The sequence below is a fragment of the Pediococcus pentosaceus genome, from assembly GCF_001437285.1.
Lineage (GTDB): Bacteria > Bacillota > Bacilli > Lactobacillales > Lactobacillaceae > Pediococcus > Pediococcus pentosaceus.
On record NZ_JQBF01000004.1, the window covers coordinates 94,535 to 119,381 of the forward strand.

21 protein-coding genes are annotated in these 24,847 nt (G+C 38.0%); 5 read left to right on the forward strand and 16 right to left on the reverse strand.

What is annotated here, in order from left to right; translation table 11 throughout:
* Window positions 1-151 precede the first annotated feature (151 nt).
* On the reverse strand, window positions 152-1,471 hold the full coding sequence (locus IV86_RS05415; protein WP_056979419.1) for an ATP-dependent helicase ComFA: 1,320 nt from the start codon (window positions 1,469-1,471) through the stop codon (window positions 152-154).
* Between the two features lie 32 nt (window positions 1,472-1,503).
* On the opposite strand from IV86_RS05415, the gene IV86_RS05420 reads away from it, so the two are divergent.
* The gene (locus IV86_RS05420; RefSeq protein WP_056979420.1) at window positions 1,504-2,157 is read left to right on the forward strand and encodes a YigZ family protein; all 654 of its coding nucleotides are present in this window, start codon (window positions 1,504-1,506) and stop codon (window positions 2,155-2,157) included.
* Between the two features lie 14 nt (window positions 2,158-2,171).
* On the opposite strand, the gene IV86_RS05425 is transcribed toward IV86_RS05420, so the two are convergent.
* The 4 genes from IV86_RS05425 to groES all read right to left on the reverse strand — a co-directional run bounded on the left by IV86_RS05425 (window position 2,172) and on the right by groES (window position 7,590).
* Complete coding sequence (locus tag IV86_RS05425) at window positions 2,172-3,332, reverse strand: glycosyltransferase family 4 protein (RefSeq protein ID WP_011673068.1); 1,161 nt, start codon at window positions 3,330-3,332, stop codon at window positions 2,172-2,174.
* 150 nt (window positions 3,333-3,482) lie between these two features.
* Window positions 3,483-5,315 (reverse strand): APC family permease, encoded by a 1,833-nt coding sequence (locus IV86_RS05430; RefSeq protein WP_056979421.1) that lies wholly within the window; start codon window positions 5,313-5,315, stop codon window positions 3,483-3,485.
* Between the two features lie 343 nt (window positions 5,316-5,658).
* Window positions 5,659-7,278: a chaperonin GroEL gene (groL, locus tag IV86_RS05435; protein ID WP_002834470.1), complete on the reverse strand. Its 1,620-nt coding sequence runs from the start codon at window positions 7,276-7,278 to the stop codon at window positions 5,659-5,661.
* 27 nt (window positions 7,279-7,305) lie between these two features.
* Entirely contained in the window at window positions 7,306-7,590 is a 285-nt protein-coding gene (gene groES / locus IV86_RS05440) for a co-chaperone GroES (protein WP_002834471.1), read from the reverse strand.
* A gap of 184 nt (window positions 7,591-7,774) precedes the next feature.
* On the opposite strand from groES, the gene IV86_RS05445 reads away from it, so the two are divergent.
* Together IV86_RS05445 and IV86_RS05450 are read left to right on the forward strand one after the other, a co-directional pair.
* Window positions 7,775-8,425, forward strand: coding sequence for a CPBP family intramembrane glutamic endopeptidase (locus tag IV86_RS05445; RefSeq protein ID WP_002834472.1), 651 nt, complete (start codon window positions 7,775-7,777; stop codon window positions 8,423-8,425).
* A gap of 319 nt (window positions 8,426-8,744) precedes the next feature.
* Window positions 8,745-9,371, forward strand: coding sequence for a hypothetical protein (locus IV86_RS05450; RefSeq protein WP_056979422.1), 627 nt, complete (start codon window positions 8,745-8,747; stop codon window positions 9,369-9,371).
* Between the two features lie 48 nt (window positions 9,372-9,419).
* Here IV86_RS05450 and IV86_RS05455 read toward each other — a convergent pair whose 3' ends face one another.
* The 4 genes from IV86_RS05455 to IV86_RS05470 form a co-directional block, all read right to left on the reverse strand.
* A complete protein-coding gene (locus IV86_RS05455; protein WP_056979423.1) occupies window positions 9,420-11,954 on the reverse strand; it encodes a M1 family metallopeptidase in 2,535 nt (844 codons plus the stop codon).
* A gap of 48 nt (window positions 11,955-12,002) precedes the next feature.
* Window positions 12,003-13,403, reverse strand: a complete 1,401-nt coding sequence (locus IV86_RS05460) for an MFS transporter (protein ID WP_002834475.1) — start codon at window positions 13,401-13,403, stop codon at window positions 12,003-12,005.
* A 132-nt stretch (window positions 13,404-13,535) separates the two neighbouring features.
* The gene (locus IV86_RS05465; RefSeq protein ID WP_011673065.1) at window positions 13,536-14,192 is read right to left on the reverse strand and encodes a hypothetical protein; all 657 of its coding nucleotides are present in this window, start codon (window positions 14,190-14,192) and stop codon (window positions 13,536-13,538) included.
* 585 nt (window positions 14,193-14,777) lie between these two features.
* Window positions 14,778-15,092: a helix-turn-helix domain-containing protein gene (locus IV86_RS05470; RefSeq protein WP_002834477.1), complete on the reverse strand. Its 315-nt coding sequence runs from the start codon at window positions 15,090-15,092 to the stop codon at window positions 14,778-14,780.
* Window positions 15,093-15,254: 162 nt separating this feature from the next.
* Between IV86_RS05470 and IV86_RS05475 the strand changes: the two genes are divergently transcribed.
* Window positions 15,255-15,647: a hypothetical protein gene (locus IV86_RS05475; RefSeq protein WP_029257749.1), complete on the forward strand. Its 393-nt coding sequence runs from the start codon at window positions 15,255-15,257 to the stop codon at window positions 15,645-15,647.
* A 589-nt stretch (window positions 15,648-16,236) separates the two neighbouring features.
* Here IV86_RS05475 and guaA read toward each other — a convergent pair.
* From guaA to IV86_RS05495, 4 genes are all read right to left on the reverse strand, one after another.
* The gene (gene guaA, locus IV86_RS05480; protein ID WP_002832859.1) at window positions 16,237-17,790 is read right to left on the reverse strand and encodes a glutamine-hydrolyzing GMP synthase; all 1,554 of its coding nucleotides are present in this window, start codon (window positions 17,788-17,790) and stop codon (window positions 16,237-16,239) included.
* A gap of 132 nt (window positions 17,791-17,922) precedes the next feature.
* Entirely contained in the window at window positions 17,923-19,737 is a 1,815-nt protein-coding gene (locus IV86_RS05485; RefSeq protein ID WP_002832857.1) for a heavy metal translocating P-type ATPase, read from the reverse strand.
* 44 nt (window positions 19,738-19,781) lie between these two features.
* Complete coding sequence (locus tag IV86_RS05490; RefSeq protein WP_002832856.1) at window positions 19,782-20,336, reverse strand: Dps family protein; 555 nt, start codon at window positions 20,334-20,336, stop codon at window positions 19,782-19,784.
* The gene (locus IV86_RS05495) at window positions 20,336-20,566 is read right to left on the reverse strand and encodes a heavy-metal-associated domain-containing protein (protein ID WP_036672855.1); all 231 of its coding nucleotides are present in this window, start codon (window positions 20,564-20,566) and stop codon (window positions 20,336-20,338) included. Before IV86_RS05495 ends, IV86_RS05490 begins: the two co-directional genes overlap by 1 nt.
* 130 nt (window positions 20,567-20,696) lie before the next feature.
* Between IV86_RS05495 and IV86_RS05500 the strand changes: the two genes are divergently transcribed.
* Window positions 20,697-21,380 carry a Crp/Fnr family transcriptional regulator gene (locus IV86_RS05500; RefSeq protein ID WP_002832853.1) on the forward strand — a complete coding sequence of 228 codons (684 nt, stop codon included), beginning with the start codon at window positions 20,697-20,699 and terminating at the stop codon, window positions 21,378-21,380.
* A 55-nt stretch (window positions 21,381-21,435) separates the two neighbouring features.
* Here the strand turns inward: IV86_RS05500 and coaA are convergent, their stop codons facing one another.
* The 3 genes from coaA to alsS are packed head-to-tail and all read right to left on the reverse strand — an operon-like array spanning window position 21,436 to window position 24,799.
* On the reverse strand, window positions 21,436-22,353 hold the full coding sequence (gene coaA, locus IV86_RS05505) for a type I pantothenate kinase (protein WP_002832851.1): 918 nt from the start codon (window positions 22,351-22,353) through the stop codon (window positions 21,436-21,438).
* Between the two features lie 53 nt (window positions 22,354-22,406).
* On the reverse strand, window positions 22,407-23,111 hold the full coding sequence (budA, locus tag IV86_RS05510; RefSeq protein WP_002832849.1) for an acetolactate decarboxylase: 705 nt from the start codon (window positions 23,109-23,111) through the stop codon (window positions 22,407-22,409).
* Between the two features lie 11 nt (window positions 23,112-23,122).
* Window positions 23,123-24,799: an acetolactate synthase AlsS gene (gene alsS, locus IV86_RS05515; protein WP_002832848.1), complete on the reverse strand. Its 1,677-nt coding sequence runs from the start codon at window positions 24,797-24,799 to the stop codon at window positions 23,123-23,125.
* Between the last annotated feature and the right edge of the window lie 48 nt (window positions 24,800-24,847).

The window sequence follows — 24,847 nt, forward strand, 5'->3', positions numbered from 1 at the left end:
CCACATCTAATACACGTTTTGTGATCTACTAATGTGGAAAAACTCGTTATACACCCCTCGCAAACTAACTTCGGAGTAATTTTTCTGAAACTTAAAATAAAAGATAAATCTAAATTATTATTTAATCCTCGGTTACAAAGTAAGCAACTTTTCAACATTCACTCGCCTTTCGATTCATAAATTTGATTTGGGCTTGAGCTCTTTTTATATTTCGATTTAACATTGGACAAATAAATAATACAGTCCCCTTGGGTCGTTGGGGACTTCGACCAACTCGACCAGCAATTTGAACCAATGCTGCCATGGAAAAGACGGCATCATCTGCTCCTAAAACAGCGACATCAATACCTGGAAAAGTCACTCCACGTTCAAGAATAGTGATCGTAATTAAAGCGTCAATTTCCTGTTTACGCATCATTTGCACTTTAGCCACCCGCTCTGGATCTGCTGCGTGAACTGTTAAAACTTTGACCGTGGGAAAGACCTGTTGCAAAGCCTCCAATACTTTCGGTAGCACCTCAATTTTGGGAACAAAGATTAAAAATTGGCGCTGTGCTTGAATTTGTTCCTTAATAAATCGGCTTAATGGGCTTGGCAATCGACCCTTTCTTAACTTTTTTATCCAATTTTGCCCACTCACTACTTTAATTTCTGGTAGTGGATGTCCATGAAAACGCCGAGTTAGATAACTGGTAGCTAATTTAGCTTGCCGACTTTGCTGTAAAAGTTTTCCGTCCGGGGTAGCTGTAAGATAAATGGTCGATCCTTGTAATTTACGGGCCTGCTTGGTTGCATAATGCAGCTCAGGATTCATCGCATAGGGAAAAGAATCCACTTCATCAATGATTAAAACATCAAAGGCGTGGTAAAATCGTAGTAATTGATGCGTTGTACAGAGCACAAACTGCGTATATTCATAGGGAGCTGGGGATCGACCGTGAAGCAAGGCAATTTTAGCCTGTGGAAAAGCTTCTTGAAATCGAGGAAACAGCTCTAAGACTACGTCAATTCGGGGCGAAGCCACACATATCCTTTTTTGCTTTTGTAAAGCATGATTAATTCCCGGGAAGAGCATTTCAGTTTTCCCTGCCCCAGTAACCGCCCAGAGTAAACGATTTTGTTGCTGATCAATGGAATTAATAATCGCTTTTGAACAGCGAGCTTGCGGAGCAGTTAACTTCCCCGGCCATTCTAAATAACTCTGATTCGCCACAAAATTATTAGGCTCAGGAATGGTCGCTAACTGAACCAGGGTAGAAACTCTACCTAAGTTGATACATTTACGGCAATAGAATTGATGATCTGGTAATGCCCCATCCCTACTAGAGGTAATTGCGCCACATCGTTGGCAGTGAATTTGATTTCCTTTCATTACAATTGCTGGTCGACAATCAAGCGAATCCGTTGGTACTGCATTAATTGGCTGTAAAACTAGCCGTCCATAGTATTTTTGCTTTTCTATTTCTTCCATATTTATTAAATACCCAAAAAGGAGTCTTTTTCTTGAAACCAATCTTATCCGTCAAAGAAAATTTTAAAATTGAACAAGATATCAAAAAATCAAGATTTATTAGTCGGATTATTCCCATTCAAAGTGAAGAGGAAGCCAATCAACTTTTAACGGAAATCCGCACAACCGAAGCTAAAGCTAATCACAACTGTTTTGCCTACATTTTGGGTGACCAGCAAGATATCCAACGGGCCTCTGATGATGGTGAACCTTCCGGAACAGCCGGCGCTCCTATCCTAGAGGTTTTAAAACGCGAGAACTTAACTAATGTATTGATCGTCGTGACGCGTTACTTCGGTGGCATTAAGTTAGGAGCAGGCGGTTTAATTCGCGCCTATGGATCAAGTACTTCCCTAGCTGTTAATAATGCTGCTTTGATTCAACTTGTTGATCAAGAGCTTTTATCGATTAAACTTGATTATCAAAACAATGATCAATTAGTTTATTATCTTGAACAACATCATTTAAACCAGTTAGAAACGGAATACACTACCCAAGTAACTACTACTATTTCAATTTCCAAAGAACAATTAGAACCCTTAAAGCAAGAACTAATCGGTCTTTTTAGTGGGAACGTGGCCTTTAAGGATTTAGGTACCAAACGAGTTCAAATTTCATATCAAAAAAATGAGGATGACAACGACTAATATCGTTATTATCCTCATTTTTTATGGCGTTCACTACGTGTGCGAACCTTATCTTTTAAAGTGTTCTCTTCTTTAAATTCATTACTATCTACTTTAGAAGTATTAGAGCGTACGAGCTTTCGAATCCAATTTAGCATTGGCGTACGGTTTTCGCCCACTAATCCAATTGCTTCCACAAAAATCTCGATTCCAATCAAAATTCCGATGGTTAATAACACTGAGCCCCACAACGTAGAAACGGGATATAGCAGCGCAATAAAGGAAAAGATTAGTGAAATTCCATAAATCACTAACACTGTTTGTCGATGGGTTAAGCCCATTTGCATCAAACGATGATGTAGATGGCGTTTATCAGCGTGTGAAATAGATTCCTTATTTAATAATCTTCTCAAAATTGCATAAACCGTATCAGTCAATGGCACACCCAAAATCATAACTGGAATTAAAATTGTGATAAAGGTTGCATTTTTCAAACCAGATAGTGAGAAAATTGAAATCATAAATCCAATAAATAAAGCTCCCGTATCACCGAGATAAATCCGTGCTGGAAAGAAATTGTAAGGTAAAAAACCAATTTCAGCTGCTACCAAGGTAAAAATCATGATTACAATGTAGATATTAGTAGATGGTAGAAAGAATAGTCCGGTAAATCCTGTGGTAAACAACGCAATGATTGTTACCCCAGTCGCTAGACCATCTAACCCATCTAATAAATTAATCGCATTTGTAATAGCTGCTATCCATAGCAACGTAATTGGTAACGAAAACCACCCGAAGTTAACAATTCCAATAAATGGGAAAGTTAACGTCGTCATCCGAACGTTAGCAAATAGATACACCGCTAACGCCGCTAACAAGATTCCAATCATTTTTTGTATAGGTCTTAATTCAAAAATATCATCGATAATTCCTGTTACTAAAATAATGCATTCCCCGAAGAAAATTCCGTAAAACTGCGGATTAGGTATTTGATTTCTCAATAAGAAAAATAATGAGAAATTGAAGGCAATGAAGATTGCCAATCCCCCCATGGTTGGCATTGGTACTTTATTGACTCGCCTGGCTGTCGGTTTGTCAATGGCACCAACTTTGAATGAAATCCTCCGGACAAATGGTGTTAAGATCGCCGAAATGATCATTGTCGCAAATAAACTAACAATTATTTCAAATCGCATAATTTGTCCTCTTTTTGTTCGTAATAAGCACATTATACCTAAACTCATGAGCCTTATACAATCTTCTTCACTAAAAATGCAAAGAATTTAAATTATTTTTTCATATTTTGACACAAAAAAACCTAGCCTCAGCTAGGTTTTACTTTTTATTTATTTCAGATGGTAATTATAGGTTGAGACAATAATATTCTCACGCGAGTTCAAAGAAGCACGTAAACGCAAACCAGTTTGGTTATGCAAAATATTTTGCCATGGTTTTCTTGGAACAAACTGTGGAACTAACACAGTAGTTGTGTAGTTTCGTTCAGCCGCACGCCGGGCAATCACATCACAGAAACGTAAGGTTGGGTTCGTAATTGAGCGATAAGATGAATGGATATCAATGAAACGTACATCTGGATATTCAGCTTTAAATTCCATCGCGGTCTTATGTTCTTTTTCAGGATTAGCATCAAAAGAGACATGCATTGCAATTACGTAGTCCCCGATTGAACGAGCGTAGTTAATTGCTCCAGAAGTAACTTGAGTAACGTTGCTAACTAAGACAATCACAGTTGAACCATCATAGTCATGCAAGTTAACTTTACCTTTTTCAATTACTCGTAATTGATCAGCAACTTCATCGTAATGTTTACGAATCTTGTAGAACATTCTTAACAAGAGTGGCATAACAATAAAGTATGGCCAAACATTGCTAAAGTGTAAGAATAGCAAACAAATTACTAAAACGGCTGATAGTAAAGCTCCCAGCAAGTTAGCAGAAGCATTTATCATCCACTTTTTACCGCCTTCACGCTTCCAATGAACAATCATTCCTGATTGTGACAATGTGAAAGGTACGAAAACCCCGATGGCATACAATGGAATCAATAGTCCTGTTTGTCCACCAAAGATTAAAATCAAAACGATTGCTCCGGCAGCCAAGGAAATAATACCGTTGGAATAGCCTAAACGGTCACCACGATCCATATAAGCATGTGGCATAAACTTATCTTTAGCTAAGTTATATGCCAACATTGGAAAGGCTGAGAAACCAGTATTAGCAGCCACGGCCAAAATCAATGCCGTTGATAATTGAAGGATGTAGTAGAAAATACCATGTCCAAAAATTATCACACCGATTTGAGATAAAACGGTTTGAGAAGAACTTGGTGTAATTCCACTGTAGTATGCCAAGAACGTAATTCCAGCAAAGAATGAAGCTAAAATCAATGACATAATGGCTAAGGTTCCTGCAGCATTCTTACGACGTGGTTTCTTAAAGTTAGGAACAGCATTACTAATCGCTTCAACCCCAGTCAGAGAAGAAGAACCAGACGATAGTGCTCTAAGGAAAATCACAAAAGTCATCCCGGGCACTGCCGATCCCACTGCGGAAGCCGCATGATAAGCCACTTGACCAGTTGCAATGTTGTATAAACCAACCACAATCATCAAGGAAATAACCACGATAAATAGGTAAACCGGAATCGTTAAGAAACTAGCTGATTCTCGTAGTCCCCGCAAATTCAGCGCCATAATCCCCAGTACAATCAAAACCGCAATGGCAATATGGTACTTTTGCAATGCTGGAATCGCCGACGTAATCGCTTCTGTACCAGAGGTCACACTAACCGCTACGGTCAGCATGTAATCCACTAAAAGTGAGCCACCGGCCACCAGACCGGCCGACGTCCCCCAATTTTTACTAGCTACTACATACGCCCCACCACCAGATGGATAAGCCTTAATAATTTGGCGGTATGACACGGTAATCGCGAATAATAGCACTAATACAATCCCAGCAATTGGAATTGAATACCAAGTTGCAGCGGCAGATAAAACAATCAAAACCGACAAAATTTCTTCGGTACCATATGCAATAGATGATAAAGCATCTGAAGATAGCAAGGCGAGGGCTTTGAACTTCGTTAAAGCTTGTCCACTCTCGTCGAGCGTTTTCAGTGGTTTACCAATTAAAATACGCTTCAAATACGAAAACATCTTTTACTCTCCATTTTCAAAAATATGCAAGTGAAATTCTACTCCAAATCTCGCAAAATGACTAGCACAATTTTTAAGATTATAATTCATATACTGATAATAACAGAATTCATCTGAATAAGGTGTAATTTAAACGTAATATTCCTCAGTCCAGTAAAGAAGTTTTTCAACTTCTAAGTTATTCTAATTCATATTCTCCTAGTTGGAAATAAAAAAGAATCCACAATGCTGATCGCATCATGGATTCTTTTAATTTAAATTAGTCTAGTTTAGCGTTGGAGAGCTGAATTTTCGGCAAACCTTCGCATCTTCCTAATTTAAATCGTTAGTTCTAAGAATTAAATTACATCATACCGCCCATACCTGGAGCTGGTGCTGCAGGAGCTGGGTTGTCTTCTGGTAAGTCAGCAACTACTGCTTCAGTAGTTAACAATAATGCTGATACACTAGCAGCATTTTGAAGTGCTGAACGTGTAACCTTTGTAGGATCAACGATTCCGGCTTCAACCATGTCGACCCATTCGTCGTTAGCGGCGTTGTATCCAACACCTGGCTTTTGGCCCTTAAGTTTTGTAACGATTACTGAACCTTCTTCGCCGGCATTTTCAGCAATTTGACGAACTGGTTCTTCAAGCGCACGACGTACAATGTTAACACCTGTAGCTTCATCGCCTTCAGCTTCGACGTCTTCAAGGTCTGAAATAACGTTAGCAAGTGCTGTACCACCACCAGGAACAAAACCTTCTTCAACGGCAGCTCTAGTAGCGTTTAAAGCATCTTCGATACGGTATTTCTTTTCTTTAAGTTCTGTTTCAGTAGCAGCACCAACACGGATTACTGCAACACCACCAGATAACTTAGCAAGACGTTCTTGAAGTTTTTCCTTGTCGAAGTCAGAAGTTGTTTCACTGATTTGTTGTTTGATAATTCCAACACGTTCAGCGATTTGTTCTTGGCTTCCAGCACCTTCAACGATGGTTGTATCATCTTTAGTAACTGTAACCTTGTTAGATTGACCAAGTTGTTCGATAGTAACGTCCTTCAAGTTCAAACCGAGGTCATCTGTAATTACAGTACCACCAGTTAGGATAGCAATGTCTTCCAATTGTTCCTTACGACGATCACCAAAGCCAGGAGCCTTAACTGCAACTACGTTGAAGGTTCCACGCATCTTATTCAAAACAAGTGTTGGTAGAGCTTCACCTGTAATGTCATCCGCAATAATCAATAATGAACGGCTTTGTTCAACTACTGATTGAAGAACTGGAAGAATATCTTGGATATTACCGATCTTCTTATCAGTGATTAAGATGTATGGATTATCAAGGTTAGCTTCCATCTTGTCGTTGTCAGTTACCATGTATTGTGACATGTATCCACGGTCAAATTGCATACCTTCCACAACATCCAATGTTGTGTCAACTCCACGAGATTCTTCAATGGTGATAACACCATCGTTACCAACTTTTTCCATAGCGTTAGCAATCAACTTGCCAACTTCTGGGTTAGCAGAAGAAATTGAAGCGATTTGAGCAATATCATCTTTAGTTTTTACTTCATGTGACATCTTGTGGAGAGCTTCAACTGCTTTACTTGTTGCTTTTTCAATACCGCGACGGATACCAACAGGGTTAGCACCAGCAGTAACGTTCTTCATTCCTTCATTGACGATTGCTTGAGTAAGAACCGTAGCGGTAGTTGTACCATCACCAGCAATGTCGTTGGTCTTTGAAGCAACTTCTGAAACTAACTTAGCACCCATATTTTCAAAATGATCTTCAAGTTCGATTGCCTTAGCAATTGTCACACCATCATTAGTAATTGTAGGTGAACCGTATGATTGTTCCAAGACCACATTACGGCCTTTAGGTCCAATTGTTGACTTAACGGTGTCAGCTAACTTATCTACACCCTTAAGCATTTTTGTACGTGCATCTTCTGAAAATTTAATTTCTTTAGCCATTATCAACACTCCTAAATTAAAAATTAATTATTCAACTACTGCAACTAAGTCCTTTTCATGGACAACTAAGTATTTTTTATCTTCGTATGAAACTTCAGTACCAGCATATTTGTCATATACTACTGTATCGCCAACTTTGACGTTCATTGGTACTGTTTGACCATTGTCTAAAACTGTACCGTTACCGACAGCGATAATCTTTCCAGTTTGGGACTTTTCTTTAGCATTGCTTGCAAGTACGATGCCTCCGACAGTTTGTTCTTCTTCATCTTTAGCTTCTAAAATAACGCGATCTCCTAAAGGTTTTAACACGTGAATCCCTCCAAATATAATTTACTGATAAGATTTGTTTAGCACTCGTCATCTCTAAGTGCTAACTACAATGATAACTATATCATGATTTTTTTAGATTGCAAGTATTTTTGACCTTTATTAACCAATCAAATTTAGCAATACTTTAAATATGCTATACTAGCAGGAATAAAGGAGGGTTGAGATGAAAATTTCTAAGAGTTCAATTTTAACTTTAATTACGTATTTAATAATTTTCCTTCTACCTAGCATTTTAAACGTGTTTATTAATCTGGGGGCTGGGTTTATCTGGGTTGAAACTGTCGACTACTTGGTTGGCGCACTGCTACTAATCTTTATTAGTAGTAAAACCAACGAAATCAACCATATCGAATCTAATCGTAAATCTTTTCTATATGCTATTGCTTGGGGAATCATTGGAACAGCCTTAGTAATTTTGCTGCAATTTGTGATTAGCTATATTACGATCATTTTTGGAAGTAATCCTACTTCTCAAAACACCGCAACTTTAGTGACTTTGGCTAAAACCAATCCATTTTTCATTTTAGCGATCACCGTGGGAGCTCCAATCATGGAAGAGTTGGTTTTTAGAAAAGTTTTATTTGGTAACCTCAGTGCAATGTTTGGATCTGATTCCACGCTGGGATTCACCGTCATGGCCATCATTTCTAGTCTAGCATTTGCATTTATGCACAACGATAGTCACATCTTTCTATATGCGGCCATTGGTTTGCTATTCTGTTGGTTGTACAAAAAGACCGGACGTATTCAAACTTCGATGATTGCTCATATTTTAATGAATTCGGTCGTTATTTTACCGTTAGTAATTAAATAACAAAAAGAATCATTTTAGTTTCACTAAGTATTAGTGGCTAAAAATGATTCTTTTTAATTTGTTATTTTGGACTGTCGAACTAGTTGTGGAAAATTGTAACAGCTGGCTAAGCCGTTGCGGGGGTATAAGTCTATATTTGATGATTTTGATTTAACGTGTTTAGTTTCATTTTTGTAATTTTACACCTCCTTCCAATACTTTTAAACGTTTACAACACCATTTTTATAGTGTTTAACCTCCTTTAAGGTAATGACCATATATGTTAGAATCAAGGCAGGATTATTGTGATTTACAAATAATTATGGGGGAGTGTTTTATTATGAAAAAAATTGCTTCAATTGCACTTTTAGCATTGGTTCCACTGACGCTTGCTAGCTGCGGATCTGGAAACCAAAAACCAGATTCTCAGTCTTCAAATGCTACTTCTAAAACAGAAAAGGTTAGCAAAAAGGCTAGCTCAAAAGCTAGTTCTAAGAAAGATAAAGAAGCTTCATCATCTTCAAAAGCAAGTTCTAATAGTTCATCTTCAACTAAGGATGATCAAACTTCATCAAGCGTTGCTAGCGCAAGTAGTTCTACTTCCAAAGCTTCCAATAGTGCTATTAGTTCCTCTAGTAAGTCTGAAAATAACCATAATAGCTCAAATAAAACGAGTTCTAACAACCTAAGTCGTGCAGATTTAACTGCCGCTGAACAACAAAATAATCATCAACCGTTAGCTGATGAAACTATCCAAACTTCTGAGGCGGCCATCAATCTAGTTAAAGCCAAATATGGCGATAAGGGTTGGAAAGTAGCTTATAGTTCCGTTGGTAAATCCTCCCCTATTTATTTCCACGTTACTTCCGACCATGCTGGTTCATATTATGTCTACGCTAATGGAGTCGTTCAAAATGCCGGTGGTGATTTATCTGACCACGCTAGCGAAATTCAAAATATTAAATAAACAAAAAAATTCAACCAACGTCGTTAAACGCTGATTGAATTTTTTATTTTATGCAATTATCTTTTCGATGGCTGTATTAACAGCTGCTTTTTCGGCTTGTATTAACTTCACTCGACCTTCAATGACTTTAATGTCCATTGTAATTTCACGTGTTAAGCCTGGCGTTTGCAATTTAGGTTCGAAGAAGGCTTTGAATTCCTCCAACCGTGCTGGTGTTCTAAATATATTAGCAATCACCGTGATGAAGGTATTAAATTCCATATCACCACCCACAGTATCTTCCAACCATTTCCAATCATTTCGAATCCAATCCCAAGTTAATTGTTGCCCTTTAGCATTAGCTAATAGACCTCGGAACCAAGCTCGCAAATCTTGGGGTTTAATCGTGCTAGCATCCTCAAATTTTTCAATAATAGCTTTGATTTGCTTTTCATCCGTAGTAGCAGTGAGTGCTCTACTTAAATCAGCTTTATAACTTGGATCAGTCGATTGACGGTACTGTTCCATTAACTGGTTAAATAGTCGTTCGTTATTAAAGTTTTTCACTTCGTTACTCAAAACATGACTACGAATATCGGCTGACAAGTTGGATAACTGATTTTGATTTTGTTCAAAAAGTTCATGTGCTGCTAAAATTGCTTCAGGATTCTTCGCGTATAATGCGGCTCCCAATACATAAGGTCGAGTTAACTGATCATCATTACTTTCCGCGGCCCTTGGTTTCCAACCTAAACGTTGTACCTGTTTTGCACTAAGTTGATTGAAAAGTTTTTGAAGGTTCGCCTCTTCTTCACTATCAGGCTGAACAAATTTCTTCAAATCACCAGCCAAGCGATATAAAACATCGTTAACTACCGCTGATGAACTATCAGCAAATTTTTCCAGTAGCGGTACAATTTCAGCATACGAAATTTGATTTCCTTCAGCTAATAATCTTAAGTCTTGGAGAATTTGCAGCTGATCAATTGCTCCTAGTTGGTCCAATGCTCCCAAGATATCCGCTAATAAATCCTTAGCATAATGGACGATGAAATGAGATTCGTTGCCAACATTGAGTCGGAAAGGTTGCCCATTTTCATTTCGAAGCTGTTGATAATCGCCTAACGATAAAGTAGGTTGATCTAAAATTTGAGGAACGACTTCATAGTTACCTTTTAATGGGATTTGCCATTGCCGTCCTGCATTTTGTCCTTCACCAATGAAAAATTGTTGTTGACTAATAGTTAATTGGCCATCGACCACTTCAACATTCACTACGGGATAACCCGGTTGTTCCAACCATGAGTGCATGATTGCTCCGACGTCAATCCCCGCAGCGTCTCCTAGAGCAGCCCATAAGTCCGCCCCTTTTGCATTTCCATACTGGTGATTATTAAAATACTGCTTCAATCCGGTACGTAAAGCGTCATCGCCAATCAAGGCCCGCACCATTACTAGCATACGTGCTCCTTTAGCATACACGATGGCTCCATCAAATAGCGCGTCTATCTCAGCTGGGTTTTGGACCTGCACATGAACAGACTGTACACCATCAGTAGCATCTCGCTGTAAGGCTGCAGGAACATCGGACGTTTGGAACATTTCCCAAATATGCCAATCAGGTTCAATCGCATCAATTGCTACGTATTCCATCATATTGGCGAAACTTTCATTTAACCATAAATCATCCCACCATTGCATGGTAACTAAATCACCAAACCACTGATGAGCTAACTCGTGCGCGATGACGGTTGCCACTAGTTGTTTAGTTTCTAGAGCCGTGTTCTTAGGATCTAATAAAAGATAGGCTTCACGATATGTTACTAGCCCCCAGTTTTCCATTGCTCCGGCTGAAAAATCAGGTAGAGCTAGTTGCCATGAATGGGGCAACGGATAAGCTGTATGGTAGAATTCTTCATAAAATTCGATTGAACGTTTGGCAATATCAAGTGCAAAATCAAGTTCTTGAGCTTGATGAGCTTTAGTAGCAAAGACTCCGACTTGCACGCCGCTAGTCGTCTTTGTCATTTTACTTTGAAGATCTCCAAAAGCAAAAGCGATTAAATATGTCGACATTTTAACCGTCGTATCAAAATAATGAATTCCATCGACTACCTTAATTTCAGGCATATTACTTAAAATGGTTTCTCCATCATATTCGTCATACTTTATTGCTAAATCAAAAGTTGCCTTAGCCTCTGGTTCATCAATCCCAGGAAAGGCTTGTCGAGCAAAAGTTGTTTCAAACTGGGTACCAACCAACTGTTTTTGAACTCCATCGACTTCATAGTATGATGGATAAATTCCCATCATGCTGTCCGTTAGTTCAGCTTCGTATTCAACAGTCAAAGTTACATTACCAGCTTGACTTAGTTGCAGACGAATCACTTCATTTGCTGAATCAATTTCAAAAGGCGTTTTCTCATCATTAACATAAACCACCATAACTTCTAAATCCTTTTGGTGAAGTGCAATTTCGGTCTGCTGGGCTATCCCCTGAATGACCGTTTTACCACGAAAATGCTTAGTTTCACGGCTGATATCTAAAAATATATCGTAGTGTTCGGGTTGAAATAAATCATAAAGACGCGTAATTTTAGCCATAGTTTTCTCCTTATTTTATAATACAATTTTAATTATACAACTTCACGATTAATTCGTCTGTTTAATTTGCTTATCTAAATTTACCAATCGATGAAAGAAGCCCAAGATAATTAATCCTAAAATAACAAGTAGAATAAACGCCCATCCACTGCCCGCACTGATATTTTGGGCTCTGGTATAACCTGGATGATGAACTGAACCCATCATTAACGCTAAAACCGTCGTTCCAATCGCACCAGCCACCTGTTGACCGGTGTTATATAGCGCATTAGCGTCATTTTGAAGTTCTTGGTTGATATGTTTTAAACCATAGGCAACCGAATTACCAAACGCCATAGAACGGCCAATGGCAAAAATTAAGTATGCTATGGTAATTCCCAATACTCCCATATGTGGTCCCCAAAGGGCTAAGGATGCTAGCGCTAAGGTAAATAAAATATCACCCATATATAATGGTAATTTTCCGCCAAAGTTATCTAACATCCAACCATAAACTGGTTGTCCAAATCCATTTAATAGACTCCCTGGAAGCAAAATCAAACCACCAATTAAGGATGTCGCTTGGAATACATCTTGAACGTAGTTGGGAAGTAAAAAGTTAATCCCCACGTTAGCGAATTGCAACATTATATATGGTAGAAAACTAAATAGAAAGGCCTTATTTTTGAATACGTCTAGTGAAAATAAAGCTTTAGTAGCATTTTTAGATTTTTTTACAAACAGCGTTGTTAAACCAATACTAAATAATAGTAAAACGATAAATGAAATATAAGCGCCTGACCCCAAATTATTGAGTCCAACGATTAGGGCTACTAGTGCCAACCCTAAAAGAATAAAACGTGTCCAATCAAAAGCATACTGTTTTTGAGTTGGGGTATATTGTTTAATTTTTTTAGACCCTAAAACCATTAGAATCAATGCAATCGGTAATGTTCCCCAGAAAATCATTCGCCAACTTGCAAAAGCGACCACGGCCCCTCCAAAGGTCGGACCCATGGCAGGCGCAATTAAAATAATTAAATTGGCTAACCCAATATAAGTTCCTAGCTTGTGTTGGGGTACAACCTCTAAAATTATATTAACCATTAAAGGAGTACATAACCCCACACATCCGGCTTGAATTAAACGGCCTACCAAGAGCACCCAAAAATTCAGCGCTGCGCCACAGATAACATCTCCCAATCCAAACAAGATGGCTGCTGCCACAAATAACTGTCGATTGGTAAATCTTCTTTTCATGTAAGCTGAAGTTAACATGACTAACGCAGCCATTAACAAATAGCCTGCCGTTACCCACTGCACTGTACTTAATGACACCTTAAATTCTCGCATCAAAGCTGGGAAAGTAACGTTCATTGAAGTTTCCGTTAAAACTCCCATAAAAGACATCAGTGCCACAATCGCCACAACTACCATCGGATTGGATTTTTTTGTTGATGATTCTTGCATTAAAACTCTTCCTCTCAAGGTTACTTTTTAAAAGTACATAACTTCTATAATGGAAATAATTGAAAGATTTGTCAAATTGGTTCATCAAAAAAGACGTAACGTTGTTTTATCAGCGTTACGTCTTTCATTAAATTAATTTGTTCTACTTAAATTTTTAAGATATTTGTGTTCAACTCTTCGACGTGCTTCCACAGCTTCTTCGAAATCTAGAAATGTAGCATTTAAAACTAAATCTCCTTTATGCATCATTCGTGCAACCCATTTTTGTGAGGGATGATCAAACGAAACACCGATTACACCACTAGTATTTCTAGCTCCAATGTTGACTGCTTGAACCGGATTCCCATTCCGATCCTTGAAAGCGTTACTGTTTCCAATTTGTTCTGCCGTTGCTGCATTCTTTCGAATTGTTTGAGCAGCCTTTTCTTTACGTAAGCACCCACAGCTTTTTACGTTCCCTGTTCGTAAACGGTAACTGTCGGCCTCAATCATCTTGCCACAAACACAACGACATAACCAATAAATATTTCCATTAGAACTGACTTTATCCGCTCTACCCAAAACTGTTAGTCGAGCAAATCTTTTCCCTTGTAAGTCATATTTCATTCTGGAACAATTTCCACAACTTTTTGTGCCACCAGATTTAAGATGCTGTAATTCAACATCTTTTTCTTGTCCACATTCACAAACACAGTGCCATTTAGTATTCCCATTTTTTGCTTTCCCTGATGGATACTTAGCCACTAATTTACCAAATTTCTTACCCGTTATATCTATCCGTATTCCCACGATAAACACTCCTTATATTCTTACTCCTTTTCTTTGGCTTTTTTAAATAGTTAAATAAAAAAGCACTTCCCTGCTATTCCAACTACATGTTCTTAATTAGAATGCTAATGAAAATCAGTAAAGCTTCCCAATTCTTTACTGTTCATCCTGCACTCTAACTTTGTATAGCATTATATCCCATAAAACATTAACCCCAGGATATTTTGCTCAAGCAACCGAACATGCACGTATTAGTATACAAACTCACAAATTAGTGTGTCAACCACATTTCTAGATTTATTTGTAGAAATTAAAAAAGTAATTTTTTCCAAAAAAAATGATAAATTAGCGATAACTTATTTAAGCATCTTTAATAAGAGTTAGTGAATATACGTTCAAAATTTGAAGAAAGCGTATTAACAAACACAACATTTGCGGTATAATATACTAGCACGCGTAAATCAATGACTTATAATTTAATTTATAAATAAGAATTTCATTATAAAAATTGATGATAATTCAAAGAAAAATATCTAAAATATCTATTCGAAGTAACTAATGCTTCATTTTTATGTAAGCCGATACAAAAAATAGATAAATTTACATTTATTCATTTTTTAAATCAATAATGCTAAGAAATATATCTGTATATTTTTCACGCGTTTCGGCATCTAACTTTAAAAATTTTCTGACAAATTCATCACTTTTCTTATCTAATTTACTGTGCTTAAAAACATCCCCTAGCTCTAGATCAAGAGCGTGTAAGATACTTTCTAGTTTTGATATAGATACGTCTTCACGTTCTCCACGCTCTAATCTGGCAACTAAATCAATCGAAACATCCGCCTTTTCTGCTAATTGTTCGATTGTTAAATTTTTTCTTTTTCTGTTTTTTCTAATAAATTGGAATCTTTTTACCATGCAGTAACCACCTTCCAAAATTAAAACTAACGAAATCGAAGGTAAAACAACATAGCTAAATTTACCTATTTTATAAAAAAATATTGCTAAAAGTAACTAACTAATCTACCATTAGAGGTGTGAATACATCGGATTTGTAGGTACTAATTCAGGAGGTTTCAAATGAGTAATATCCTTATCAGTCTTTTGACATTGATAGCTATTTTATTTTGTTGGAAATCGCTTTATCAAAATCCAGCTAGACAGATAGCTGGACGAAAATTTTATATTACCAAAGAATATCCTACTACTTATGCTAATGCTGTCGATAACTTAGACCATGCTACTATTCAATTTAAAAAGGATGGTAGTATCAAGTATGAAGTAATTAATGATTATTCCAATGATAAATGGACAATCAATGGCCACAAAGTTGAAATGGGTAACATTGCTGATCCCGATCGCACTTATATTGATCTGAATGATGAACGTCAAATTGACGGCCACACCTTCTATGAAATAAAATTTGAAGATGATATAAACATTTTCCAATATTTCCTAGTTTCAGAGAACTAATACTTTACAATTTAATTAAAACTATAAAAAACTTCAGAAAGTTAGTCTTTCTGAAGTTTTTTATTTTGGTAATCTATTTTGTTTAGTTTCTGACACTAAATGTTTAAAACAGGATGCAAACTTATCAAATAATAGAATTGTACCATAACATAATCTAAACTTATAAAAAAATAATAACTGAAACCCGGGGTTATAGGAACTCAGTTTAACTCTTAGCAAAAAGATAACTACTAGTTAAACACCGCAATATAAGCAATCTAACATGATTTTTAAAAATTACTTACTATAATTAAAAACTACTTTCTTCCAACAATAATCAATACTTAGCAAACAATTAAAAGTTATTTTGCTATAGAATCATTAGCTATAAATGTTTATATTCTAGTCTAATAACAAAAAAATCCCTAAATTAGATTTTAGAAAAATCCAATTTAGAGATTAAATCTACGTAAAAACTTTTTGTATTGGCACCAATAAAAATTGTAGGAAAATTGTAGGGAACCATATCAATTTTTATTGTTTTCCGTCCCATTAAACACTCTTAAAAGCCCGTAGTTATGCGTTTCTTATTTTAAATTTTATATTACTTTTATTCCCATTCCACAGTTGCCGGTGGCTTAGAAGTAATGTCATAGACGATGCGGTTAACATGGTCCACTTCATTTACGATACGTACCGAAATCTTTTGCAAGACATCCCATGGGATACGAGCAAAGTCAGCAGTCATACCATCAATTGAGTTAACGGCACGGATACCTACTGTGTAATCGTAAGTACGGCCATCACCCATAACACCAACACTACGGATACCAGGTAAAACAGTAAAGTATTGCCAGATATCACGGTCGAGACCGGCCTTCTTGATTTCTTCGCGAAGAATCAAGTCACTGTCACGCACGATTTGAAGTTTGTCTTCGGTGATTTCACCGATTACACGAATTCCCAAACCAGGACCTGGGAATGGTTGACGCCAAACGAGATCTTCTGGCATTCCCAATTTTTCACCAAGATCACGAGCTTCATCTTTAAATAAAGTACGAAGTGGTTCAATCAATTCAAAGTGCATGTCTTCTGGAAGTCCACCCACATTATGATGTGACTTAATCGTTTGAGCAGTATCTGTTCCACTTTCGATTACATCAGTGTAAAGCGTACCTTGAGCTAGGAAGTCAATTCCTTTAAGTTTTTGTGCTTCATCATTAAATACTTGAATAAACTCGTTACCAATAATCTTACGTTTTTGTTCAGGTTCTGAAACACCAGCAAGCTTACTCAAGAAGCGATCTTGAGCGTCCACTTTGATAATGTTCAAACCAAACTTACCTTCTAGACTATCCATAACTTGCTTTGCTTCGCCCTTACGGAGTAAACCGTGGTCTACGAAGATACATACTAATTGGTCACCAATTGCTTTATTGAGCAATACCCCAACTACGCTAGAATCCACCCCACCAGAAAGACCAAGCAATACTTTACGGTCTCCCACAGTTTCACGGATTTGTTGTACTTGCATATCGATAAAGTCGTTCATGGACCAGTTAGCTTTAGCTTCACAAACGTCAAATGCAAAGTGCCGGAGAATTTCGTTACCATATTGAGTATTACGTACTTCAGCATGGAATTGAACCCCGTAGAACTTACGAGCATCATCAGCCATTGAGGCAATCGGACAGTTTGCGCTAGTTGCAACGGTCTTAAATCCTTCAGGGACTTCACGAACCAAATCACCATGGCTCATCCAAACTGTTTGTTTAGCAGGAAGCTCTTTAAACATAACCGCTTGATCATCAGTCACATCAATATCAGCATGACCGTATTCACGGTTATCAGCTGGTTCAACTCGTCCGCCTAGGTTATAAGTCATTAATTGCATTCCGTAGCAAATACCTAAAATTGGAATACCTAACTTATAAATTTCTGGGTCAATTCGAAAGGCATCTTTATCATAAACACTGTTAGGTCCACCAGAGAAGATAATTCCTTTAGGATTAATCTTTTTGATTTCTTCAGCAGTAATCTTATGAGAAAGAAGCTCAGAGTAAATACCGAATTCACGGATTCTACGTGTAATCAATTGGTTGTATTGACTACCGAAATCCAAAACAATGATTTTATCAAAATTTGATAAATCTGCGTTCGCCAAGTCCTTCACCTCATTCTTTTATTCTTACTCATCTATCATACAGTAAAAACGGGAAAAACCATAGCCCCTAAGCTTGCCTCACAATCGATGAAAAGGCTATCAATCGCGTCATTATCTTACTACCTAACGTTTTCAAAATTTCATTCTTAACAACCGCATTGCATTAAAAATAACTACTAAGATACTTATTTCGTGAAAAAGCATCCCACTGGCCATATTTACCCAACCATAAGCCACACCGATTAATAACAACGCCACGGTTCCAATGGCAATTCCTACGTTTTGCATCGTGTTTCGCATAGTAGCCTTTGCCACCCGACGGGCATTTTTGATATTACTAAAATCAGAATCAATCAACACCACGTCGGAAGTTTCAATTGCTACGTCAGTTCCATTTCCCATCGCAATCCCGACATTTGCCTTGGCAATTGAAGGACTATCATTGATGCCATCGCCGACAAATAGGACGTGCCTACCATCATTTTGTAACTGTTCCAAAAACAGTGCTTTTTCTTCTGGTAGCATTTGTGCTTTAACCTGATTAATCCCAATAGTCTTAGCAATCTTTTCCGCAATAACTGAATTATCACCCGTTAGCATCCACTGCTTGTCGATTCCACTCTGTTTTAATTTTTCAAACGTCTCTTTTACACCTTTACGAACCTGATCGACTAATCCCACCATCAACACCAGCTTTTGATCAACGGTCATCAAAACTACGGATTGTCCATCATTTTCAATGGCCTGTAAATCGCGGGATTGTTGAGCCGTTAGCTCAATCTGATTTTCTGTTAAAACACGACGACTACCAATCCAAATCGTTTGCCCTTGATATTCACTTTTAATTCCAATTCCTTTAATCGTTGTTATAGGCAAATTAAAATCGGCTGTAGTTTTTTGCCCACGCTTTTCGTAGTATTCCACAATCGAACGAGCTAAGGGATGATTCGTTTGTTTTTCCAAATCGGCTGCTAATGCTAGCCAGTGATCTTCTTGATATTCTTTAATGCTTTTAACGGTGGGCCGTCCTTCGGTAACTGTACCCGTCTTATCAAACAAAATCGTATCCACTTGGGCTAGTTGATCGATTACGTCTCCACCCTTAATCAAGATTCCAGCCTTAGCTCCACGCCCGATTCCAGCTACATTGGAAACTGGCGCTCCAATTACTAGTGCCCCTGGACAAGCTAGAACCAAAATCGTGATGGCTAACCGTAAATTTTTAGTGAAAAGTAAAATTAATATTGCCACTACCAAAACGAAAGGTGTGTAATACTTGGCAAAACGATCAATAAACTTACTCATCGGTGCTTGATTATCCTGGGCTTCTTCCACTAATTCGATAATTTTTCCGAAAGTTGTATCTTCGCCAACTTTTTGAGCTTGCACTAAAATCTGACCGTTTTCCACAATCGAACCCATATAAGCTTGGTCTCCAGTGGTTTTATCCACTAATTTAGATTCACCGGTAATTAACGCTTCATCAACTTCAGCACTACCGTTAATAATTCCACCATCTACTGGGACCTGGTCGCCAACTCGCACAACCAGAACTGCCCCTTCATCAACCTCATCAATTTCAACTTCTTGATACTGACCATCAACCACCATGGTGGCCGTTGTTGGCTGCATTTCCGTTAAATTTTGAATCGCTTGGTGTGTTTTTTGTAGCGTTCGCTGTTCCAAAAAATTTCCAAAGGCAAACAAAAATGTTACCATTGCTGCTTCTTCAAATTCTAAGATAGCTACTGCCCCAACTACGGCAATACTAACTAATAATTCAATGCTCATCACTCGTGCTCGCAAAGCAGAAATGGCTTTGAATATGATAGGTAGTCCGGCTACCAAAGTTGCTATTCCGTAAGCCCCATTGGCAATCAACCCCTGGTCAGCTAAGTGTTGCATTAACCAACCAATCACGGTTAGCGTTCCAGCTACTACCAGCATGGGATTGCCATGTTGTGTAAACCATCGCTGTATTTTAGCCAAAATTAATCATCATCCTCTTCGTCGTCATCTTCTTCCAGGCCTTCCAAGGGTTCTTTACCTAACCGCGCTTGAATTGCTGCTGAAAATTGATTGAAACTACCATCTAACTCAATCAAAAAGTTTTGTAATGGAAATTTACTTTCATTTTGGGCTAAAATAATGGCTCGACTAATAAACATCTTGCTGGTTTGGATATCATCGACTAACATTGCTAACATTTCTTGATCCGTTAAATATTTATTGCGCGCATTTTCCGTCAACATTTTATATTCTGAAAATTCTTCAGTAATTGATGAAGGCTTTTCTCCTGCATTTACTAACTGATGTCCTAATTGGTTAAAGTAGTTATCCACAGTTTGGCGCATCGAGCTTAAAAATTGTTGATCCGCAAAATAATTGTTTCCTTTTATATACCATTCTAATTGGTTTAATTTGGTCGACATCACCCGTAGATTCGCCAAGATGTGATTAGTCATTGCCCCAGCTGTGGGGAGATGATGGTCAATTTCATTTTGTTTTTGTTCAGCTTGATATAGCTCTTCAATTTCTTCACGCATTAGCTTTCACTCACCTTTGTTTTTAAGTCTTTAACGGTATATCCTAAATTTTCGACCGTTTGTTTCAAGGCTTCACCTTTTATTTCAGGTTCGACTTCGGCCTTGATTTTACTAGCATTGAAAAGGACTTTTACCCCTTTAACACCGTCCATCTTATTCAAGGCCCCTTCAATTTTGGTCATACAACTAGGACAAGTTAACGTGTCCAATTTCATAATAATTTTTGTCATTTCAACTAACCTCCTTGATTTGTTATATTAAGCATATAAGGTTTCAAACTAGTTGAAATTGACGTAGATCAATTTTTTTAAATTTATTTTTAGCTATTATAAAAGTAACCTAATCTAGGGAGGTCATATTTTGACTAAACAACTTCATCAGCATCACTGTGTTCCACTAGTCCCGATTTTTAAAAACTTAAATATCGAACAAACTGCTGTAGTGGAATCCATCGTGCATCATCAGCAACTTCCTGCCAATTCGGTCTTATATCAAGAAGGAAATCGAATTGACGCACTCTCAATCATTGCCAACGGCCAAATTAAGGTCTTTCGTACTGCCGAAAATGGTAAAGAACAACTCTTATATCTCCTCCAAGCTGGTGATATCAACGGTGAAGCCGCGCTCTTTAATCAAACCGAACATAACTCGACGGCTATTACGCTCACTCCCACAACGGTTTGTACTATTAATCGCGCTGATTTTCAAAATTTACTTACGCGTTATCCCCAGGTTGGAATGAACGTTATGAACACATTAGGTAGCCGACTTTTAGAATTAGAGCGTCAAACAACTAAATCTAATACGGAATCCGTAGCAAGTCGTCTGGCCGACTACTTAGTCGAGACCGCATCTGCTTTAAATCAAAATCCGGTTCGTTTACCCCTTAAAAACAAAGACTTAGCGACCCTCCTCGGCACTACACCTGAAACCATTAGTCGTTACTTCAAGCAATGGCACGAGCAGCATTTAATTACTAAACTAGAACGCCACCAAATCAAGCTTAATGATGTGGATAATTTACTTTTAGCTACCAGTAACTAAATAACCTATAATAAAAAAGATTGCCTAGTGAGGAATAGCTCACTAGGCAATCTTTTTAAACTCGTACTAAAATGTTATCCATTACATGTCCCGTAGTCTTATGCAGAATAATATCCGCTCTAAACCGCGTCGGTAAGATAAATTCTTCTAGGTTTTTTAAATTAATGTCTCGCCAAATTTTATGTGCCATTTCGAAAGCTTCCGAACGCGGTAATTTAGCGTATTTGTAATAATAATTAGTTGGATCATGGAACGCTGTATCAAGCAATACCCCGAAGCGTTCTAAAAACCATTGCTCAATTAAATTTGCATCCGCATCCACATAAATGGACCAATCAAAAAAATCACTCACATAAATGGTTTCATTAGCCGGTAACTGTAGCACGTTGATCCCCTCAACAATCAGAATATCTGGTTGATCAATCGTATCAAACTCATTTTCCACAATATCGTAAACTTGATGAGAATACTTCGGTACTTTAATTTCTTTTTTGCCACTCTTAACGTCGCTTAAAAACTTAATTAAGGATTTCATATCATAGCTTTCGGGAAATCCTTTGCGATTTAAAATATTCCGTCGCTTAAGTTCCGCGGTAGGGTATAAAAATCCATCGGTAGTTATTAACTGGGTTTTTAAGCTCGTAAACCAGCTACTCAAGAGTTCTTGTAGTAAACGTGCTGTTGTACTTTTACCAACCGCCACACTCCCTGAAATACCGATAATAAAAGGCGTTTTTTTAACTGGCAATTGTAAAAAGTCTAATTTATCGCGATTCCATTTTTCAAAATCCGCATACTTTTTTTGGAGCAATCGTACTAACGGCACGTAAACATCTTGCACATCTTCGAGTGAAATTTGATCATTTAAAGCTTTGATATCTGTTAATTGTTGCGTCGTCAGTGGTAATTCGGCTCGTTTGGCTAAATTTTGCCAATCTTCCCGCTTAAACTCAAAATAACCTTGTGCTTCCATTTCCAATTCCTCATCTTCAAAAAATTACGTCTATTCTAGCATAGATAATTCGTTTATTCAGACTCAGAAATTGATTGTTGAATTTTTTCCGCGTCACTAGCCTCATGTGCCATAAATTCTGCGTCTTGAATTGGTAAATTGAGGTCTAAACCGTCTAATAGTTGCCAAGAAAGTTTAACTTGATCCGCCTTAAAGTCTAGTAAATGACCTCCGAATTCGTGTTGATCGTCAATAAAATGAAGATGCATCCCCGCTACTCCCGCACCATGGAAAAGATCTGGGGTGTAGTAGCCAACTACTGTTCCTCTAACATCTTCAGCATTAAAAACTTGTTGTTTAGATGCTGTTTCACTAAGGGTTGGATAAGGACGTTCTTGTTTCTTTACCACCCGAGTTTGAACTGTACGGAAAGTTCCACTAATTTTAATAGCAACAAATGTATTTTGATATGACAATTCTTTAGCAAGTGTCGCATCCACATCTTTCATCTCAATGTCAGATAACACTGCTCGTCCTTCAAAATCCGCTGAATTAACGTTAGCAAACGGTAATAGTTCATCATCACCAATAACCCTAATTGTACCATCTGCTAGCGCTTGGTAAGGGACTCCATCTAAAATAATTAATTCGCCATTAAGGCCTTCAGCAGTTCCGATTCCAAAGTCACCGTGCTTCAGTAAATCGGAAACCGCAAGCGTCCCACCAAAAAGTCCATCTACTAGCATTGCGAGCGTCCCATGTTGAAATAATTTTGCCATTTAAATCCCTCCTATAATTGGTCAGGAAGAAGTGATTGCCCTAGCTTAACGTTATCAGAATAATCAACTGGGATATCCACCACTACTGGTCCTTCTGTTTGAAATGCTTCGTCAAGAATTTTACCCAAGTCCTCTGGTTTTTCCACACGCAATCCTTTAGCGCCATATCCCTCAGCCAATTTAACAAAATCTACGGGGCCAAAGTCAACGCCTGCAGAATGTCCATACTTAATTTCTTCTTGAAACTTAACCATATCGTAGTATCCATCGTTCCAAATAATATGAACAATATCTAACTTTTCACGGACAGCCGTTTCTAATTCTTGCGCAGAGAAAAGGAATCCACCATCTCCTGAAACTGAAACTGACTTACTATTAGGGCGTAACAAAGCGGCCGAAATGGCCCATGGCAATGCTACTCCTAAGGTTTGCATCCCATTACTAAATAGCAAATGACGAGGCTGGTAACTTCTGAAGTGACGAGCCATCCAAATGTAGAAACTTCCCACATCAACGGAGACAGTCATTTCATCATCAACCCGATATTGAAGTGCAGAAATAATAGACAATGGATGAATACGTTTGGAATCTTGCTTCGGTACTGGTGGCAAGTCTTGCTTGTTTTGCAACTCACGGAGTGTTTCCAAGTATTGTTCACCATCCACACCAACTTGGTAATCTTTAAGATGCGGAGTTAGCAAATCAATCGTTTGCGCGATGTCCCCAACTAATTCCTTTTCAGGTTCAAAGTTATGATCAATTTCAGACGGCGAATCATCAATGACAATAATCTTGCCATCCCCTTCTGCGTTCCAGTTACGAGGTTCATATTCGATGGCATCGTAACCCACTGTGATTACTAAATCACTATGCTTCAATAACTTATCCCCAGGTTGATTGCGGAATAACCCCACTCGACCGTAAAAATGATCTTCTAAGTCATGAGAAATAATACCAGCACCTTGGAAGGTTTCCACAACAGGTAAGTTAGCAATCCGTACTAATTCGCGGACGGCTTTTGTCACCTCGGGAGACGAGGCCCGCATCCCGAGTAGCAATACGGGAAGTTGAGCGTTTCGAATGGCTTTAGCTAGCTCTTCAATTTCAATCGGGCTCGCCGGTCCGAGAATCGGTTTTCTTAAAGGTTTGATTGGACGCGAACTAACCGGTGCATTAACCACATCTTGTGGAAAACTGACAAAACTAGCTCCCTGCTTAGATGATTCAGCCGCCCGGTAAGCATTTGCTAAAACTTCGGAAATGTTTTCTGGTTCTTGAACTTCCACACTAAACTTAGTGATGGGTTCAAATAAAGCAGCGTTCCGCATACTTTGATGAGTTAAACGCAATAAGTCATTCCGTGGTACTTGGCCCCCAATGGCTAATACTGGATCACCTTCAGCCGTAGCCGTTAGTAATCCCGTTGCAAGGTTTCCCACGCCAGGTCCTGAAGTAGTGAGCACTACTCCCGGTTTACCGGTAATTCTTCCAACACCAGCCGCCATAAATGCCGCATTTTGTTCATGTCTTGTAATAATTAATTTAGGTTTTTTTGCTCGGTTAGAATGTTCCAGTTGTTCAAATAACAAATCAATTTTGGCTCCAGGAATACCAAAAATATATGGTACATCATGGTTGATTAAACTATCGAGAATTGAATCTGACCCGGTATAACTACTTTGAATCATTATTTTTTCTCCTTTGGTTTTTGAAAGTGATTACATAGTTAACTATAT

Bases quoted from the DNA above. Each gene is read 5' to 3' on its own strand.
- IV86_RS05430 (WP_056979421.1), bottom strand. From the start codon at position 5,315: ATGTTTTCGTATTTGAAGCGTATTTTAATTGGTAAACCACTGAAAACG.
- IV86_RS05475 (WP_029257749.1), top strand. From the start codon at position 15,255: ATGAGTAATATCCTTATCAGTCTTTTGACATTGATAGCTATTTTATTT.
- budA (WP_002832849.1), bottom strand. From the start codon at position 23,111: ATGGCAAAATTATTTCAACATGGGACGCTCGCAATGCTAGTAGATGGA.
- IV86_RS05445 (WP_002834472.1), top strand. From the start codon at position 7,775: ATGAAAATTTCTAAGAGTTCAATTTTAACTTTAATTACGTATTTAATA.
- IV86_RS05450 (WP_056979422.1), top strand. From the start codon at position 8,745: ATGAAAAAAATTGCTTCAATTGCACTTTTAGCATTGGTTCCACTGACG.
- alsS (WP_002832848.1), bottom strand. From the start codon at position 24,799: ATGATTCAAAGTAGTTATACCGGGTCAGATTCAATTCTCGATAGTTTA.
- IV86_RS05495 (WP_036672855.1), bottom strand. From the start codon at position 20,566: ATGACAAAAATTATTATGAAATTGGACACGTTAACTTGTCCTAGTTGT.
- IV86_RS05425 (WP_011673068.1), bottom strand. From the start codon at position 3,332: ATGCGATTTGAAATAATTGTTAGTTTATTTGCGACAATGATCATTTCG.
- groL (WP_002834470.1), bottom strand. From the start codon at position 7,278: ATGGCTAAAGAAATTAAATTTTCAGAAGATGCACGTACAAAAATGCTT.
- IV86_RS05485 (WP_002832857.1), bottom strand. From the start codon at position 19,737: ATGCTGGTAGTAGCTGGAACGCTAACCGTGATTGGTTGGTTAATGCAA.
- coaA (WP_002832851.1), bottom strand. From the start codon at position 22,353: ATGGAAGCACAAGGTTATTTTGAGTTTAAGCGGGAAGATTGGCAAAAT.
- IV86_RS05415 (WP_056979419.1), bottom strand. From the start codon at position 1,471: ATGGAAGAAATAGAAAAGCAAAAATACTATGGACGGCTAGTTTTACAG.
- IV86_RS05470 (WP_002834477.1), bottom strand. From the start codon at position 15,092: ATGGTAAAAAGATTCCAATTTATTAGAAAAAACAGAAAAAGAAAAAAT.
- IV86_RS05455 (WP_056979423.1), bottom strand. From the start codon at position 11,954: ATGGCTAAAATTACGCGTCTTTATGATTTATTTCAACCCGAACACTAC.
- IV86_RS05460 (WP_002834475.1), bottom strand. From the start codon at position 13,403: ATGCAAGAATCATCAACAAAAAAATCCAATCCGATGGTAGTTGTGGCG.
- IV86_RS05490 (WP_002832856.1), bottom strand. From the start codon at position 20,336: ATGCGTGAAGAAATTGAAGAGCTATATCAAGCTGAACAAAAACAAAAT.